This window comes from Bacillus sp. MT94 (genome assembly GCF_058792475.1).
The window spans coordinates 318375-335829 of record NZ_JBXAEZ010000003.1; the positions used below are offsets into that span (position 1 = coordinate 318375).

Annotated in this window: 21 protein-coding genes; 6 read left to right on the top strand and 15 right to left on the bottom strand. The window is 36.4% G+C overall.

Annotated features, from left to right (window positions below; genetic code table 11):
- Window positions 1-3 precede the first annotated feature (3 nt).
- Entirely contained in the window at window positions 4-1128 is a 1125-nt protein-coding gene (locus AC1Q51_RS13370; RefSeq protein ID WP_000501938.1) for an anti-sigma factor, read from the top strand.
- Window positions 1129-1171: 43 nt separating this feature from the next.
- On the opposite strand, the gene AC1Q51_RS13375 is transcribed toward AC1Q51_RS13370, so the two are convergent.
- Window positions 1172-2149, bottom strand: coding sequence for an HD domain-containing protein (locus AC1Q51_RS13375; RefSeq protein ID WP_000587038.1), 978 nt, complete (start codon window positions 2147-2149; stop codon window positions 1172-1174).
- 275 nt (window positions 2150-2424) lie between these two features.
- Between AC1Q51_RS13375 and AC1Q51_RS13380 the strand changes: the two genes are divergently transcribed.
- Window positions 2425-3315 carry a CPBP family intramembrane glutamic endopeptidase gene (locus AC1Q51_RS13380; protein ID WP_000378922.1) on the top strand — a complete coding sequence of 297 codons (891 nt, stop codon included), beginning with the start codon at window positions 2425-2427 and terminating at the stop codon, window positions 3313-3315.
- Window positions 3316-3387: 72 nt separating this feature from the next.
- Here AC1Q51_RS13380 and AC1Q51_RS13385 read toward each other — a convergent pair whose 3' ends face one another.
- Window positions 3388-4494, bottom strand: a complete 1107-nt coding sequence (locus AC1Q51_RS13385) for a metallophosphoesterase (RefSeq protein ID WP_000793741.1) — start codon at window positions 4492-4494, stop codon at window positions 3388-3390.
- Between the two features lie 34 nt (window positions 4495-4528).
- Here AC1Q51_RS13385 and AC1Q51_RS13390 point away from each other — a divergent pair, with 34 nt between their 5' ends.
- Window positions 4529-4705 (top strand): TetR family transcriptional regulator, encoded by a 177-nt coding sequence (locus tag AC1Q51_RS13390; protein WP_071714124.1) that lies wholly within the window; start codon window positions 4529-4531, stop codon window positions 4703-4705.
- 80 nt (window positions 4706-4785) lie between these two features.
- Window positions 4786-5796: a beta-channel forming cytolysin CytK2 gene (gene cytK2, locus AC1Q51_RS13395; protein ID WP_016513148.1), complete on the top strand. Its 1011-nt coding sequence runs from the start codon at window positions 4786-4788 to the stop codon at window positions 5794-5796.
- 41 nt (window positions 5797-5837) lie between these two features.
- Here cytK2 and AC1Q51_RS13400 read toward each other — a convergent pair whose 3' ends face one another.
- From AC1Q51_RS13400 to AC1Q51_RS13440, 9 genes are all read right to left on the bottom strand, one after another.
- Window positions 5838-6911 carry a sulfate/molybdate ABC transporter ATP-binding protein gene (locus AC1Q51_RS13400; protein ID WP_016513149.1) on the bottom strand — a complete coding sequence of 358 codons (1074 nt, stop codon included), beginning with the start codon at window positions 6909-6911 and terminating at the stop codon, window positions 5838-5840.
- Between the two features lie 13 nt (window positions 6912-6924).
- Window positions 6925-7782, bottom strand: coding sequence for a sulfate ABC transporter permease subunit CysW (cysW, locus tag AC1Q51_RS13405; RefSeq protein WP_097925339.1), 858 nt, complete (start codon window positions 7780-7782; stop codon window positions 6925-6927).
- Between the two features lie 11 nt (window positions 7783-7793).
- Window positions 7794-8621 (bottom strand): sulfate ABC transporter permease subunit CysT, encoded by an 828-nt coding sequence (gene cysT, locus AC1Q51_RS13410; RefSeq protein ID WP_001227879.1) that lies wholly within the window; start codon window positions 8619-8621, stop codon window positions 7794-7796.
- 32 nt (window positions 8622-8653) lie between these two features.
- Window positions 8654-9709 (bottom strand): sulfate ABC transporter substrate-binding protein, encoded by a 1056-nt coding sequence (locus AC1Q51_RS13415; protein ID WP_492331548.1) that lies wholly within the window; start codon window positions 9707-9709, stop codon window positions 8654-8656.
- A gap of 174 nt (window positions 9710-9883) precedes the next feature.
- Window positions 9884-10060, bottom strand: a complete 177-nt coding sequence (locus tag AC1Q51_RS13420) for a hypothetical protein (RefSeq protein ID WP_001986183.1) — start codon at window positions 10058-10060, stop codon at window positions 9884-9886.
- Between the two features lie 165 nt (window positions 10061-10225).
- Complete coding sequence (locus tag AC1Q51_RS13425) at window positions 10226-11758, bottom strand: fatty acid--CoA ligase family protein (protein ID WP_053565058.1); 1533 nt, start codon at window positions 11756-11758, stop codon at window positions 10226-10228.
- Between the two features lie 161 nt (window positions 11759-11919).
- Window positions 11920-12348, bottom strand: a complete 429-nt coding sequence (locus AC1Q51_RS13430) for a hypothetical protein (protein ID WP_000832165.1) — start codon at window positions 12346-12348, stop codon at window positions 11920-11922.
- A 139-nt stretch (window positions 12349-12487) separates the two neighbouring features.
- Window positions 12488-13477 (bottom strand): lipoate--protein ligase, encoded by a 990-nt coding sequence (gene lplA, locus AC1Q51_RS13435; RefSeq protein ID WP_016513154.1) that lies wholly within the window; start codon window positions 13475-13477, stop codon window positions 12488-12490.
- A gap of 9 nt (window positions 13478-13486) precedes the next feature.
- Window positions 13487-14221, bottom strand: a complete 735-nt coding sequence (locus tag AC1Q51_RS13440; RefSeq protein WP_098014900.1) for an MBL fold metallo-hydrolase — start codon at window positions 14219-14221, stop codon at window positions 13487-13489.
- 203 nt (window positions 14222-14424) lie between these two features.
- Here AC1Q51_RS13440 and yhfH point away from each other — a divergent pair, with 203 nt between their 5' ends.
- A complete protein-coding gene (gene yhfH, locus AC1Q51_RS13445) occupies window positions 14425-14553 on the top strand; it encodes a protein YhfH (protein ID WP_000567010.1) in 129 nt (42 codons plus the stop codon).
- Window positions 14554-14591: 38 nt separating this feature from the next.
- Here the strand turns inward: yhfH and AC1Q51_RS13450 are convergent, their stop codons facing one another.
- Window positions 14592-15605 carry a LacI family DNA-binding transcriptional regulator gene (locus AC1Q51_RS13450; RefSeq protein ID WP_000103711.1) on the bottom strand — a complete coding sequence of 338 codons (1014 nt, stop codon included), beginning with the start codon at window positions 15603-15605 and terminating at the stop codon, window positions 14592-14594.
- A gap of 194 nt (window positions 15606-15799) precedes the next feature.
- Window positions 15800-16309, bottom strand: a complete 510-nt coding sequence (locus AC1Q51_RS13455; protein WP_065228438.1) for a GNAT family N-acetyltransferase — start codon at window positions 16307-16309, stop codon at window positions 15800-15802.
- A 133-nt stretch (window positions 16310-16442) separates the two neighbouring features.
- Between AC1Q51_RS13455 and AC1Q51_RS13460 the strand changes: the two genes are divergently transcribed.
- On the top strand, window positions 16443-16796 hold the full coding sequence (locus AC1Q51_RS13460; RefSeq protein WP_001068217.1) for a PH domain-containing protein: 354 nt from the start codon (window positions 16443-16445) through the stop codon (window positions 16794-16796).
- Window positions 16797-16822: 26 nt separating this feature from the next.
- Here AC1Q51_RS13460 and AC1Q51_RS13465 read toward each other — a convergent pair whose 3' ends face one another.
- Both AC1Q51_RS13465 and AC1Q51_RS13470 read right to left on the bottom strand, forming a co-directional pair.
- A complete protein-coding gene (locus tag AC1Q51_RS13465; protein ID WP_492331549.1) occupies window positions 16823-17128 on the bottom strand; it encodes a DUF2087 domain-containing protein in 306 nt (101 codons plus the stop codon).
- Between the two features lie 3 nt (window positions 17129-17131).
- Window positions 17132-17344 carry a hypothetical protein gene (locus tag AC1Q51_RS13470; protein WP_014481972.1) on the bottom strand — a complete coding sequence of 71 codons (213 nt, stop codon included), beginning with the start codon at window positions 17342-17344 and terminating at the stop codon, window positions 17132-17134.
- Window positions 17345-17455: the final 111 nt, after the last annotated feature.

The following is a 17455-nucleotide window of genomic DNA, read 5'->3' on the forward strand; positions in this document are numbered from 1 at the left end:
CGGATGGGGTGTACAGAATTTAAAAAACTATGGAAGAAGTATGAAAATGGAACGCTCACGCATGATGAACAAGAACTGTTAGAAAGTCATATTGAGTCATGTGAAGAGTGTGAAGCTTACTTAGATGAGCTGTTAACAAAAACAGAACCAATTAAGAAAAAGTTACCTCCAAAAGATCTTAAAGTTCCTTTTTGGAGGATTAAGTGGAAACATCGTTTACAAACATTTGGTTTTATATTATCAATTTGCATCGTTATCTATATAATCGGCGGGGTATTATCAGCCTTTTATTTTCAAGCTAATAATGATAAAAGGCTAGAAGAAATTAGAGAGGTTCCTTCGCTTGCACTTGAAGCAACGATCCCAAATAGCCGTGTTATGGGGGGCGGAACAAGTGTAGAAGCTTTTTTCCGTACGAATAGCCAATTTGATTTAGTACGAACCGTCGGTAAAAAAGAAATGCCCCTCGGTACAATAGAAACAAAAAGCTTCTTATCATCTGTAGATGTTACGAAGCGAACTTGGATGAATCCGTTCTATCAACCAAAACTCTTCTTTGTTCATCCAAAAACAGAGCAGGGTGATTATTTAAAGGATTCATCAAAAAAAGTATGGGATACACTTGCAAAAGTACATGATGGAACCGTTGCAGAAGTAGCAATTTCTTTTGATAAATCTTACACTTTAAAAGAATTAGAACCGCTTTTATATAGCATATTCGAGGCACAAGAACTCCCTCCAACTCCTTTATGGTACGCTTTAGATACAGGACAAGAAAGAAAAAATGTAGATGACTATATCCTACATGGCGGAGAAGCTATAGGGTTTCCAGAACATGTAAGATTCCTCGATAATGAAACTGACGGGCAGAAAACGCAAGAAGACAAAGTAACCGAAATGATGCGCGTCCTTTCTATCCATAAAAAAACGGTAAGCAAAATAGCAGCGCTTTCTGAGAAAGAATTAAACTTAGATAAACGTTATCAATATGTAAAGGATAACGGTGTAAAAGTATACGGAATTGTTATTACTGGCCCGTCGAAAGAGTTATTAAAATTACAAAACTCCCCGCACGTACGTTATGCGACTCTTGGAGATATTGAGATTTGGAATTGGTTTGATAATTAATAAAAAAGAAGTAGCGCTCTAAAAACGATGCGCTACTTCTTTTTTAATTCGAAATCACTTTCACATACATCCCTCTCACCGCTTTTTCATAAGCGATATCACTCATCTGTCTTATTTTTTCTGATACAACAGATGACTGAACAATTTTCCCTTCACGAAGTAACGGCGGATCAATAAGACGCATTTTATTTTTCTGATGTAAATCATAATCGTTTCTATCTTCTTTTCCTTTTATATTTGGATGAATTTTGCTTAATAAAGCTTCTACTTCGGGGTCATTACATTGCTGCAATTTCGAAATAAGCTCCTCATCTTCAAGAAGAAAATCATCTGCATGAATAATTCTTTTATGAAGAGCTACCTTTAACGTTTTCGCTAACATATCATTTCCGTAAATATTCATTGGTTCCATAAAGAAATCGATTACTTCTTTGTAATACGTTTCTGTAAACCATTCCGCTATTTCAATATTTTGAAGAACCATTTTCCCCTCTACTTCGATGACATCCTCTAAAAAACTATGAACTTCTTCTAAAGAAATATACCCATATGTATACATATCTCGTAACGTATAATCCACTCGATCTGCGCATAATTCGGGCGCTGACCTTTCCAGTAACGTCCACTTCGAATCATCTAATAAAATATCTTCATAGTTATAACCATGCCTCACAAGGATCGCTGGAATTTCTGAGTTTTTCACAACAGAACTAAATATCTCTTCATGATAACTTTCATCTTCATTATCAAAAACGTAATCAATCACGTGGGAAAAAGCAGTATGTGATACGTCATGTAGTAAACCAGCAATCTGTTCTTCTACTGAACCACCTAGTTTTTTCACCAATAACATAACACCCACTGAATGCTCAAAACGAGTTACATTCCATTTCTCGTTCATTAAGTAACTTGCGCCTGCTTGATGAATTCCCTTTAGTCTTTGCATAGGCTTACTTAAAATTAATTCTTCTAGCACTGCATCCACTTCAAATTCTCCGTATAGTACATCTGATATGATCACTTACAATCCCCCTTTTCAAGCAAAGTCTTTTTATATTATCTCTTTTTTGAAGAAGCGTAAATATACTATTCTGTAATTTGAATATAAACGTTCTGTTTTTATAAAAAACAGGTCCTCTTGTTCTTATCAAATTTAATCAAAAAAAGAAAATATTTCCACGACCCCTCTTTTTTTGTTTTAATAGATTTATAAATACATATTTACTAAAGAAAAAAGCAGCGAATGAAGTCAATTAGAAACTGACTTACAATTATAATATGAAAGGTCGGATAACTATGGACAGTTATTTTCCAAAAGCGGGGAAGTTAATTGGCGGTATCATTATGCTTATTATTTTGCTTTCATCTTTTTGGCTTATATGGATTGGAGAAACGAACATTCGTTACAGTGGAGATCATAAGGGCACGATGCCCTTTTGGTACAAGTGGCTCCCTGTTATTGTCGGTATACTCCTTGTCCGTTTCCTACCATTTCATCATAAAAACTATAATCCCCTTCAACAATTTGAACCAAGGCGCATCATAATTCAAACTGCTATCTTCTTCTTAAGTGGCTCCCTCTTCACGATTTGTCTTCTCACCACGAACTTTGAAGGAATGGCATTACAATTGTGGTTTATGATATTTAAAATTATTTTATTATTATTCACTCCATTAATGCTGCTTTTTTTTTATAAAAATAACCCCGAAAAAGAACGACCAAAGTCAGTAAAATTAACAGGGGATAATAGATGGTATCGGTTTACACCACTTATTGTCATTATAATCTGGGGTTACTTCAACTTCTTTTCTATATTCTCTACACCATTTGTTTCAATGAAAATGGAACCGACGATTTTAATCTCCATTTTACTTGTAGGGTTTCTTATAAATAGTGTACTTGAAGAGATTTTTTATAGAGTTTGGTTGCAAACACGTTTGGAATTATTACTAGGTACTTGGCCGGCTATTCTTCTTACATCATTGTTATGGGCAAGCTGGCATATCGCATTACATGGCTCTGGTCATTGGGATATTGATACAGCTACGGTCATTGTGAACCTTGGTATCGTAGGTCTATTCCTTGGATATTTGTGGGCGCGTTATCGTAAGGTATGGGTAATTATTATTGTTCATGGATTAATTAATGCACATCCACAACAACTAATTGAGATTATATTTAAGTAAAGAGCGCGATTGAGAAATAAAAAATAAAAGGGATTATACATGATTAATATGTATAATCCCTTTTATTTAACCTTATTCAAACGTAACTTCTACCTGCACAATCTCCGACCTACTACCAAGTCTAAGCGGTGGTCCCCAAAATCCAAATCCAGAAGAAACAATTGCGTGGAACGCGCCTTTTTGTGCGTATCCCCAGTCTAGCTCGTACATTCTTCTCGTTACAATATGATTGGGCGCCATTTGTCCGCGGTGCGTATGACCGGATAATAATAAGTCTACACCAGCATCCGCTGCCTGTTTCAACTCAAATGGCTGATGATCCATTGCGATAACTGGCATGGATTTATCCACTGTACTCATAAGTTTTTCAAAGCTTTGGCGATCTCGCTCTGTTTTATCTCTTCTTCCAACGAGATAAAAGTCATCTTCAATTGTAAGCACTTCATCTAAAAGAATACGAATATCAATCTTATCCATCTCTTGTAAAAACTCTGGAACCGCTCTGCCGTAGTATTCATGGTTTCCTAAAACACCATATACGCCTAATGGAGCTTTCATTTGTTTCATAATATGACCCATGTTTTTTTGAATGAATACTCCTGGATGATCATCGATAATATCACCTGGCAGTAAAATAATATCAGGTTCCATTTCATTTACATGACGAACAAGTCTTTTCAAATGCGAAACGCCAGACAGTTTACCGAAATGCATATCAGAAGCCATCGCAATACGTAAACTTTTACGCCCCTCTACCTTTTTCGGTATGTGCACTTCGTATTTTCTTACTACTGGACTATACGCATTAAATACTCCATACGCAAAGATAAAGATAAATGCAGCTATCACAGCCGTCCCTATCCAAATAATTGCCGCTTCTTTCTCTACTGAAAACTGTAAAAGAAAGACCATAATATCAGCTAATGGCAACAACATAAGCGCATATTGTATAACCGCAAACCAAATCGAACCTATCGTTCGCAGAAATGGCAGAGACTTAAACACTTGCACGAGAATGTACGCATATGAAATAAATGCGACTATGAAAGCATAATATCCCCAAGATTCCCAGCCAAATACCGCATGAAGCCAAACCCATCCGTTCCAGCCGATGTAAAACATAAGTAGTGTGTATATAATTAATATGGTAAATATATTGAGATAACGAAGATTCTTCACAGCCAGCCTCCTTATTGATTTCTTTTATTATAACTTGTTATGCACTTATAACGTAAATATTAAGCGCTTCAATCTTCAGAATAAGAACATTGATAAACATATTGTCTTAAAATTTTTAAGAACGGCTGTAATGGACATTTTTGAGTCTTACGTGTTGGATAAAATTCTATTATCTTTATCCTTCAAAACTCATCTATGCAATTATGCATAACCATCAATTCCGTTTTATTTTCATGTTACGATATAAATGTAATACGACATATATCGACAAAAATAAAAGGAAGTGATTGTATGAAACGTTCTAAAACATATTTAAAATGTTTAGCATTATCCGCTGTTTTTGCTAGTAGCGCTGTAACTCTTTCAACACCTGCTGCTTACGCTCAAACGACGTCACAAGTTGTAACAGATATCGGGCAAAATGCAAAAACACATACGAGCTATAATACATTTAATAATGATCAAGCTGATAATATGACAATGTCTTTAAAGGTAACTTTTATCGATGACCCAAGCGCTGATAAACAGATTGCCGTTATTAATACAACTGGTAGTTTTCTAAAAGCAAATCCTACTATAAGTGATGCACCTATTGATAACTACCCAATCCCTGGCGCTAGTGCAACATTACGTTATCCTTCACAATATGATGTTGCATTTAACCTTCAAGATAACAGCGCTCGTTTCTTTAACGTAGCACCTACAAATGCTGTAGAAGAAACGACTGTAACATCTAGCGTATCTTATCAACTTGGTGGCTCTGTTAAAGCTTCTGTAACGCCTAATGGCCCTAGCGGTGAAGCTGGTGCAACTGGTCAAGTCACTTGGTCTGACTCTGTAAGCTATAAACAAACTAGTTATAAAACAAATTTAATTGACCAAACAAACAAAAACGTAAAGTGGAACGTATTCTTTAACGGATATAACAATCAAAACTGGGGTATTTACACACGTGACTCCTATCATTCTTTATATGGAAACCAACTGTTCATGTACTCTCGCACATACTTATATGAATCTGATGCAAAAGGTAATTTAATACCGATGGATCAACTTCCAGCACTAACAAATAGCGGTTTCTCTCCTGGTATGATTGCTGTTGTTATCTCTGAAAAAAATACAGATCAATCTAACTTACAAGTCGCTTATACAAAACACACCGACGACTACCAACTTCGTCCAGGCTTCACATTCGGAACTGCAAACTGGGTTGGAAACAACGTAAAAGACGTTGATCAAAAAACATTTAACAAATCGTTTACACTAGATTGGAAGAATAAAAAATTGGTAGAGAAAAAATAAAGAAAACCGAACCGCCACTTAGATGACGGTTCGGTTTTTATTTAAATTACAAAATCCTCCGGAATAAACACTTTCACTTCTTTCGGCTGTACGTATACGAAATCACCCGCTTGAATGTTCAGCTGTTTGAACTGTTCTTTCGTAATTTCTGCTTCTAAATATTCATCTGTTTCGTCTCGTTTTAATTCTACATATACGACAGGTCCGACTGCGTGAGAATAAGATACTTTTGCCGGGATTGCATCTACGCTTTGTTTCGTACGAGAGATTGATAAGTCATGCGGTCTTACGTAGGCTATTCCGTCTACGTTGGAAACGTGCTTATGCTCTGGTGCTTCTAGTTCGACCGATCCTACATTTAGCTTTCCTTTATGAACGCGGCCGTGAAATAAATTTACATTTCCTAAAAAGTCATATACAAACGGACTTGCTGGGTTTTCATATACTTCTTCCGGTGTTCCCATTTGTTCAATGCAGCCTTCATTCATTACAACGATGCGGTCTGCAACGTCTAACGCTTCTTCTTGATCATGCGTTACGAATACGCTCGTAATTTGAAATTCGTCATGTAATTTTCGGAGCCATCTTCGTAATTCTTTTCTCACCTTTGCATCGAGTGCACCGAACGGTTCATCAAGTAATAAAATTTTCGGTTCGACTGCAAGTGCCCGGGCTAGTGCAATACGTTGACGTTGTCCACCAGATAATTGCGCTGGATAACGTTTAGCAAAGCCATCCATTTTTACGAGCTTTAATAATTCTGTTACCTTTTCTTCTATCGCTTCTGCTGACGGTCTTAAGCTTTTCTTTCTTACTTTTAAACCGAAAGCGACATTCTCAAATACATTCATATGCTTAAAGAGCGCATAGTGCTGAAAGACGAAACCGACTTGCCTGTTTTTTACGTGAATGTCTGTTAAATCTTCCCCATCAAATGAAATAGAACCCCCATCCGCTTCTTCTAATCCTGCAATAATGCGTAATAACGTCGTTTTCCCAGAACCTGACGGGCCTAATAAGGCAACAAGTTCACCTTTTGGAATATCCAAATGAATGTCTGTTAGTGCTTGAAATGTACCATATTGCTTTGATACACCTTGAATTTGAATACTCACCGTAATCCCCCTCTTATTGTCGTTTTTCCATTCGCCATTCAATCCCGTTTTTTATAACGAGTGTAAACACTGCAATTAATGACATTAACGTCGCTACTGCAAATGCTGCTGAAAATTGATATTCATTGTACAAAATTTCAATATGAAGCGGCATCGTATTCGTAATACCACGCACGTGACCTGATACGACAGAAACGGCTCCAAACTCACCGATAGCACGGGCATTACATAGAATCATGCCGTATAAAAGACCCCATTTTATATTTGGAAGCGTAACGCGCCAAAACATTTTCCAGCCACTTGCGCCAAGTGATAAAGCTGCCTCTTCTTCACTTTTCCCTTGCACCTGCATAATGGGAATTAATTCACGTGCAACGAACGGGAAGGTTACAAAGATTGTTGCGATAATAATGCCTGGTACAGAGAAAATGAGTTTCACTCCATGTTCAAGTAACCATTCGCCAAGAGCACCCCTCGGTGTGAAAAGTAAAACGAATACTAATCCTGCGATAACTGGTGACACAGCAAACGGCAGTTCAATAAGAGAGAGTAATACTTGTTTTCCTTTAAACTGAAACTTTGTAATAAGCCATGCGGCCGCTATCCCAAATATCGTATTAAGCGGCACAACGATTAACGCAACGAGAAGCGTTAATCTAATTGCTGAAAATGCTTCTTGATCTGTAATAGCGGCAATGTATACATCCATCCCTCTTTCAAAGGCTTTTAGAAAAATAGTTATGAGTGGCAGTAATAGAAAGAGAGATAAAAATAAAACTGTAATCGTAATTAATACGCCTGGTACGAGCTTAGATTCTTTTTTAGCTGATACGCTTTTTACTATTTTCTTTTCTAATAATGTTGGTTCCATTTTCTCTCCTCCTATTCACTTTTTAGTTCATGCCTTCTACTCCAGCTTTGAATCATATTAATAAGAAGAAGGAAAAGGAGAGAAATAATAAGCATCACGGTCGCTACAGCTGTTGCCCCCGCATAATCATATTGTTCTAGTTTCGTCATAATCATCAGTGGTGCAATTTCTGTTTTCATCGGCATATTACCTGCGATGAAAACGACAGATCCGTATTCTCCTAATGCTCTTGCAAATGCGAGTGAAAAACCTGCAAGAAGAGCGGGAAAGATCTCTGGTAAAATGATTTTCACAAATATTTGCAAGCGGGATGCACCTAAACTCGAAGCTGCCTCTTCTACTTCTTTATCAATATTTTGCAGCACTGGTTGCACCATTCGAACGACAAATGGTAAACCGATAAAAGTAAGCGCAACGATAATTCCGAGTGGTGTAAAAGCTACTTTTATGTGAAACAGACTAAATATTTTTCCAATCCATCCATTTTCCGCATAAAGCGTTGTAAGTGTAATACCAGCTACAGCTGTCGGAAGTGCAAACGGTAAATCAATGAGTCCGTCTAATAGTCGTTTCCCTGGAAATTTGTAGCGTACGAGCACCCAAGCTATTAATAAACCGAAAATGGCATTTACAATAGCAGCTGCAAATGAAGTTGTAAAACTAACTTGATAGGAATGCAACACACGCTCGTTCGTTATAACCCCAGCGAACTTCTTCCAACCTAACTGTGAAGTTTGAATAAATACGATAGAAAGTGGTATAAGTACGAATAAACTCATGTACAACATTGTAAATCCAAGCGATAATCCAAACCCTGGTAAAACACGCTTCTTCCTCATCCTCTTTCACCTCATCCCCCTTTAGCAGTGCATTATTTTTGATAAATTTTATCGAATACGCCGCCGTCATTAAAGTGTTTTTCTTGTGCTTTTTTCCAGCCACCAAATAGTTCATCTACTGTAAATAATTGAACTTTCGGAAATTGGGATGCGTATTTTTCTACTACTTTTTTATTGCGCGGACGATAAAAGTTTTTCGCCGCAATTTCCTGTCCTTTTTCTGAGTACAAATATTCAAGATACCCTTCTGCTACTTTTTTCGTTCCTTTTTTATCAACGACTTTATCTACAACCGCTACTGGTGGTTCTGCAAGTACACTAATAGAAGGGGTTACAATTTCAAATTTATCTTTTCCAAGCTCTTTTTGAGATAATAACGCTTCATTTTCCCATGCGATTAATACGTCACCAATTCCTTTTTCAACAAATGTTGTCGTTGCTCCGCGCGCTCCTGAATCTAATACTTCTACGTTTTTATAAATTTGGCTAACAAACTCTTTCGCCTTATCTTCACTATTATTATATTTTTTCAATGCGTATCCCCACGCCGCTAAGTAGTTCCAACGTGCTCCGCCTGATGTTTTTGGATTTGGTGTAATGACAGACACACCTTTTTTCGTTAAATCATCCCAGTCTTTAATTCCTTTCGGGTTTCCTTTTCGAACAAGAAATACAATTGTTGACGTGTATGGAGTGGAATTATTCGCAAGTCGCTTCTGCCAATCTTCTGCTAGTTGTTTTTTCTTACTAATCGCATCAATATCATAAGCAAGTGCTAGTGTAACAACGTCTGCTTCTAAGCCATCAATAACAGAGCGTGCTTGACTTCCAGATCCCCCGTGTGATTGTTTTACATTTACTGTTTGCCCATGCTTCTCTTTCCAATACTTCGCAAAATCTTTATTGAAATCTTGATATAACTCCCTCGTTGGATCATAAGAAACATTTAAAAGCTCAACTGTTTTTTTATCTCCACTTCCTTCAGAATTACTAGTGGATGTTGCCGAACCACACCCTGATAAAAGTACAACTGCTGATAATAAAACACCTGTACTTTTCATAAACGCTGTCTTACCCCACTTTTTCATCGTTAAGCCCCCTTATTTTATACAATAGAAAAAGGCACACAATATATTCACAAATGTGAACATTGTGCGCCTTCAGTTTATCTGATTAGCTTCTAATGTATTGTATTCGATTTCTTTTCATTTTAATTCTGTAATTCATATGTGTCAACTTGGAATTTGAATTTTCTTACTAAACTAAAATATTGGCATACTTCGAGCCCAGTGATTTTTCAGATCAGCAAATTCTTTTGGTAACTTACTATTTTCATTCCATTCTAATTTATATGCATTTACTAACACCGTAGCCATTGATTCACGGTTCATTACTCCATTTTGATTAAAATTACCGTTCTTATCATTTTCAGAGTTCATCCATAATTTCACAAATAAGATATTGCACTCGCCGTAAGCGTAATCCCTTCTGTTCTATGTATATCTCCTCCTTGTTGGTCATATGAAGCTTTAAATATATGGCACCACAGCTTAATCAATGCACAAAAAATGAGGCAACCACCTTCAAAGATGGTTGCCTCATTTTTACACTTGCATCGCTTTCTCTCTCAATGCTCTTCTTAACAACTTACCAGTCGTATTCTTCGGTAATTCTATTAAAAACTCAATGCTTTTCGGCACTTTATATTTCGCTAAATGTAACGTACAGTAATGCATTAGTTCTTCTTCTGTTACGTTCGTTTGTTTCAGAACGACGTAAGCTCGCACTGCTTCTCCTAAGTTTTCATCAGGAACACCGATTACAACAACTTCCGCTACTGATTCGTGCGTATATAATACTTCTTCTACTTCACGAGGGTATACGTTATAACCGCCAACTAAGACGATATCTTTTTTACGATCCACGATATAGAAGTAACCTTCTTCATCCATTTTCGCCAAGTCACCTGTATATAGCCAGCCGTCTTTCAATGTCGCAGCTGTATCTTCTGGTGCATTATAGTATCCTTTCATAACGTTAGGTCCGCGAACGATTAATTCGCCGACTGCGCCGACAGGTACTTCTTCCCCAAGTTCATTTACAATTTTATTTTCTACATGCCAAATATTTGTGCCAATTGATCCTGGTTTACGAGGACGATCTAGCGGGTTGAAACAAGTAACTGGTGATGCCTCTGATAAACCGTATCCTTCTGAAACAATAACGTTAAAACGTTTTTCAAAGTTTTGCAGAAGAGCAACAGGCATCGATGCACCACCGGAAATACAAAGACGAAGCGTCTTCACATCTTCTGCGCTTGCTTCTTCAAATAAATATAAATAATTGTACATCGTCGGTACGCCAGCAAAAATCGTTGGTTCGTACGTGCGACAAATACGGAATACTTCTTTCGGACTAAATTTCGGTAACATTAAAATCGTTGCCCCGTTCACAATCGGTGCATTTACCGCAACTGTTAAACAGAATACATGGAACATTGGCAGTGCCGCAACGACGCGATCGTCAGCAGTAAATTGTAAATAAGACGCTACATCATTCGCATTACTATATAAATTTTTATGTGTGAGCATAGCGCCTTTCGGTTTTCCAGTTGTACCTGAAGTGTATAGGATAACCGCTACATCTTCTTCATCTAGTTCAGGGCCTTCGTATTGTAAGTCTCCAGCCCCCACAAAACTAGTAAACGTTTTCATTTTTTCGGTTTCTGTATGGTTAAAATCTGATGAGGTTTCGCATATGATGATGTTTTCTAATGAAGGAAGTCTTGTTGTAAGAGATTGTATAACAGGTAGAAGGACGTCGAGTACGATGATTGTTTTTACATCTCCATTTTGTAAAATGTAATGCATTTCGTCTGCTGTATAAATTGGATTAACTGGAATAACAGTTGCTCCAGCTTTCATTGTTCCGTATAAACCGACCAAAAAATGTGGTGAGTTCCCAACAACTAATGCGACATTGTCCCCTTTTCCAATGCCCATTTCTGCTAAATTGCTAGAAAACCTTGTGACCATTTTGTTTAATTGGTCATATGAGACCGACTGATCCATAAATATATAAGCCGGTTTATCCCCCTTCTTTTTTGCCGTTTCAGCCAAAGATTGAACGAGATTCACAAAAACCCCACCTTTATAAAATTTAGAATATTTAAAAATTCTAAATTAATTATATTAAAAGAAAATTAAAGTAGCAAGTGATATTCTATTAACTGCATATAGACAGATCACCTTCTCTTAGTTTACTTTGGAAAAATAAGGGGATTTTATTTGCAAGTAATTTATAACACTAGACCAAAAATCATTTTAGGATAATATGCACTCATCTTTTCTTTAAGCTTTTCAAGTTCCTCTTTATTTAAGTTCGTATACTCTCCATACAAATTCAAAACGTCCGCTCCATTTTCATGAAAATACACGGTAACATATAACGTCGGTAACCCTTTATTGTTTTCATCTATTGATAAGACGACATCTGGCGTTTTATTAACAGTGCTGAATGTTTCATTTCTTTTCCATTCCTTATTTTGAAACCTGTCCTGTATATCCTGTATCTTTCGTTTGTTATCTGTATGCGTAAAATATATAACATTATCCCGCGCTGGCTTTCCGATAGATAAAAGGGTACGACTTGAGGAAGTTTCACTGTTACACGCTGCAATCCCAATGACGAATCCGAGCAATATTACAATGTGTATGACCCTTTTCATATCGATCCGCCTCCTTTTCATATATATATTCCTTTATAAGAGGCAGATGTCCTGTAAGTATACATTTTGTGGTAAATGGAATTATATCGACAAAACTACAAAAAGAAAGAGGCTGCCTTTATGGCAGCCTCCCTCATTTTTAGAAGAATAAATGTAAGAAATCTTCTGTTGTAATGTTACCGAAGTAGCGTGCGATATCTACGCCTTCTAAAGCTGCAGTGAATGCATCTTTATCGAACTGAACGCCTGTTAGACGCTCTTCAATATCATGAACATCTAGTGAACCGAAGAAGTCGCCGTAAATTTTACATTCTGTTACTGTTCCTTTTTTCACTTCAAGACGAACATCAACTTGTCCAACTGGGAAGCGGTGTGAATGTTGTAAGTTGAACTTCGGTGATTTTCCATAGTTCCAATCCCAATTTTGGTAACGTTCTTCAGAAAGTTTATGGATCTCTTTCCAATCATTTTCTGTTAATTCGTACGTTGGGATTTTTGTTTCTCCTTCGAAAATTGTTTCTAGAAGAAGTTGTCTAAACTCTTCTGTCGTCATTTCTTCGTTTAGGAACTCTGTAATGTTCGCAACGCGGCTACGGATTGATTTAATACCTTTTGATTGAATCTTATCCATTTTTACTTTTAACGCTGATACGACGTGATCGATTTCAGAGTCAAATAGTAACGTACCGTGGCTGAACATACGACCTTTCGTTGAGAACTGCGCGTTACCTGAAATTTTTCTACCTTCAGCTAAAATGTCGTTACGACCACTTAGTTCTGCCTTTACACCTAATTTACTAAGCGCTTTCGTTACAGGCTCTGTGAATTTTTTGAAGTTGCTGAAACTGTCTCCATCATCTTTCGTAATAAAACTGAAGTTTAAGTTTCCTAAATCATGATATACTGCGCCTCCGCCTGATAGACGACGAACGACATGAATACCTTTTTCTTTTACGTAATCTGCATTAATTTCTTCTACTGTGTTTTGATTTTTACCAATGATAATCGAAGGCTCATTAATGTAGAACAGTAAATATGTTTCGTTAATATCTAAATTCTTCACACAATATTCTTCGATCGCTAAGTTTATTCTAGGATCTGTAATTCCTTTATTATCAATAAATAACATCGTATCACCTCATGAGTTCCATACGTAGCCACTATGCGCTAGCGTAATATGGCCACTGAAAATTTGTTTTGCTTCTGTTACTAAATCAGATGGGTTGCCTGTATGCGGTAAGTGCGTTAATAAAAGTTCTTTTACATTCGCATCTTTTGCAATACTTGCTACTTCTGTACTATTCATATGCCCTGCTTTTGCAGCCTCTTGATGTGCATACATATTACACTCACAAATGAAAAGATCAGCATCTTTTGTGAATGGAATGAATTCAGGAATATAACTTGAATCAGCGCTGTATACTACAGCATCATCTCCAGCTGTAATACGCATCGCAAAGCATGTAACAGGATGAACAGTTTTTAAGAACGAAATCGAGAACGGTCCAACTTGAAGTGTTTCTTCTGGATTGTACGCGATTCCTTTCGTATGTGGTTCATGTGTTAAAGAATGGAATCCATTCTCGTCAAACATATGACCGTATATTGGTAATTCCGGTAGTTGCCTTGTTGTCGCACTCGTAATTAATCTCGCATATTGCAATACCCCAATGTCCGCAACATGATCGTGATGATAGTGTGACAGTACAACTGCATCTATATCAGATGGTGTTATATATTTTTGAATCTGTGCTAGTACACCACTACCACAGTCTACAAGTAAACGAAAACCATCGTGTTCAAACAAATACCCCGACGTTGCTTCTCCCGCTTCTGGAAAGCCGCCCCAAAAGCCGACAACAGTCATTTTCATATGTATCCATCCTTTCTAAAACCGAGTAGGAATGCAGTTTTTCTCCGTACTTGAGAAAGTTTTTTACTTACATCCTACATTGTTAACTATAATCCATTTCCTAAACTTTTTCATTAATTTTCAATTTTGTTATAAAACAGTTGTTGACTTTTATTTTTTGTACTAATACAATGATAGTAAGAAATGGAAATGGAGGGATTGACATGATCGATCAACCAATGGAGTTTTTCAGAAATTTACCGACGAAAACTTGTGCGCACTGTGGGAAAGAAATTGATGAGCAACACGAAGCATACCATAACAAATGTGACGATTGCGTTCACGAAGAATAGTAGTTTGTGAACATAAAAAACCTAGCAGACATAGTCTACTAGGCTAATAACATCTTATCCTTCATCGTTGAACCTTTCACCAAGAGCTCCAGTTCAAACTCATACAATTCTTTTTTTCGATAATTTTTCGTATGGATTTTATCCATCATCAGATCGACAACTTTTCGGGCCATTTCATCAATTGGCTGTTCAATTGTCGTAATACCTGGTTCTGTAATCTGCGATAATATTTGATTATCAAAACCGATAACAGCGAGATCCTCTGGAATGCTCCAGTTATGGTGCTTCGCCTCTGAGATAATTCCAGCTGCTACCTCATCGCCTCCTGCCAAAATCGCGGTAGGATTTTTTTTGTCCTTTAATACTTCATGGAATATTCGTTTTCCATCTTCCCAAGAGAAAGCGTTTTCAAGAAAGTCAATCGCTTCTACTTGGCGGCTCTTCTCAGTTATTGCACGTAAAAAGCCCATTTTTCGCTGCTGGCTAACTAATTTGGTTTCGTTACCACGGCAAAAAATAAGATTACGATATCCTTGATCTAACACATGCTTCGCAGCTATGTATGCTCCTTGCGCATGATCAAACTTCACTGTTGGAATATTTGCTTCCTCAATATATTCATTACACAACACGATTGGACCGTGCTGTAAGTATGGTTCTACATCTTCCCACGGATTTTCTAGTGAACATAGAATAATCCCATCTACTTGTTTCGTAGATAATAATTGTAAATACTCCATCTCTTTTTCCGGTAAATATCTTGTTTGACAAATAATCAGTTTATATTTATGTTCAGAAGCAGCAATCTCGATTGCTTCAATAAATCTACTGAAGAAAGGATTTGTAATCCTTGGAACTAGCACCGCAATTGTTTCCGTTTTTTGTTTACGAAGCCTTCTCGCCGCAGAATTAGGAACGAAGCCTAAATGCTTCATTGCTAATTGAACCCTTTTTTTCTTCTCATCTGAAACATATGGATGATTATTAATCACCCTAGAAACCGTTGTCCTTGATAACCCTGCTAATTTCGCCACGTCCTCTATAGTCGACACGAAATTCTCCCCCTTTGCATGAAAACGTTTTCTTAAATTGATTATATAGTATATTATTGGAAACTGCAATATCGGTTGTTATGATTTTACTATATTAATATTATACATAGGTAAAAGTCTGTTAATGCAGGGGCAATATACTGCTTTTAGAAATTTACGTTATGTACATTCCTTTTCTTAATACCATATATTCTTTATTCAATATAAAAGCCCATCAATACATCATCTCCATATGATCCATCTTCATATTTAATTTGCTTTCGTTGTCTTCCTTCTTCTACAAAACCCATACGTTTGTACACTTTAATTGCCCGATCATTAACAGAAACTACACCTAAGCAAATTTTCTCTAAACCTTTCTGCCCTTTAGTCCAACTAATAAGAAATTCAATTAATTTCGTACCGATGCCTTGATTACAATACGCCTCTTTAATCCCCATTCCCATTGTGCCTGCGTGTTGTAACCGTTCTAGTTCATATCGGTTGAAAAGTAAAAAGCCTACCACCTTATAATCTACTTCATACACAATATAAAGATTACCTCTCTCATTACTTTTCCGTATCTTTTCTCTTTCTGCATCAATATCATTCGGTAATTTCTTTGGAGATACTATGAAAAACTTTGTAGTATTTTCCGATAATATAATTTCTTTTCTAATGTTCATTATTGCTTCTGCATCAGCCTCTTTTGCTAATCGTATCATTGAATCACCTCGTACTTTTTCTTTTAAAAAATAATATTAAAACTATAAAACGTCCAATATGCAATATTGCATATTGAGAATCTTTTTACTCTTGATACAATATTCATACATCAAAATAAAAGGAATGTATGCAATGAATCCAATATTAACAGCTGCAAAACAACTATTACATAAAGAAGAAAAGATTTTATCTACTTTAAAATGTTCACTTACTGGCTATATGATTACGCATAAAGTCCCATATCCTGGCATGTTACTTGCTACTAATAAAAGACTTCTCTTTTTTAGCCAATATAAAAACACATTCATTGCCGAATTTGATTATGAAAAAATTCTATCCATAGAAACGAAGAGAAGAATCTTTGACAAAAAAATAATATTTTACTATGAAGATGAATATATAACGCTTGGATACATTACAAGTTCGAATGTTGAAGCGTTCATAGACTTGCTACAAAGAAACAGCAAGACTAGCACAGGCTTATAATCAGCGGGGATCCCCTCGCTGATTCATTATTTTAACTCCTCCCACTTCGTCCAAACTTCTCTCCCGTTTATACGGTACATATTATCCTCTCTATCCATAAACCCCTGTACAATAAATTCACGTCTAATTGTACAAAAATCATCATGATATTGTTTTATAAATGTATTAATTTCTTTTTCTGTATATTGATTTCCAGCATCTAACTTGCTAACTAAATGCTCTAACAATACTAGTTTTTTCTTCTTTTGACCTGGAATCGATTTTAAACGATCCTCTTTATCGAAAAAGTTACGAATGGTCGTATCGCGGAATTTCATTTCACTTTCAGTCATTTTTTATCCTCCATCACTTTTTTTCTTTATCTTTTCACTTAAAATATCAATAAAGTAATATCCACCCATTAACACATAGTAGAACGTAAGTATTCCAAATGCATCTTTCATACTTGTATATACTTCTTTATCAAACAATATAGGTGAAAGGGCATAAACAAGAAAGATGATTAGCGGATTTACGATAAAATAATAAGTAAGATTGCCTCTCATCATATCAACTCCTCTACCCTATGTTTCTCTGTAAATTGTTGTAATTCCTTTTCTTTCGTTTCTATAGCTTTTAGAAAGATTTATAGATGAACTAAGGAAAAAATGCCCTCTATT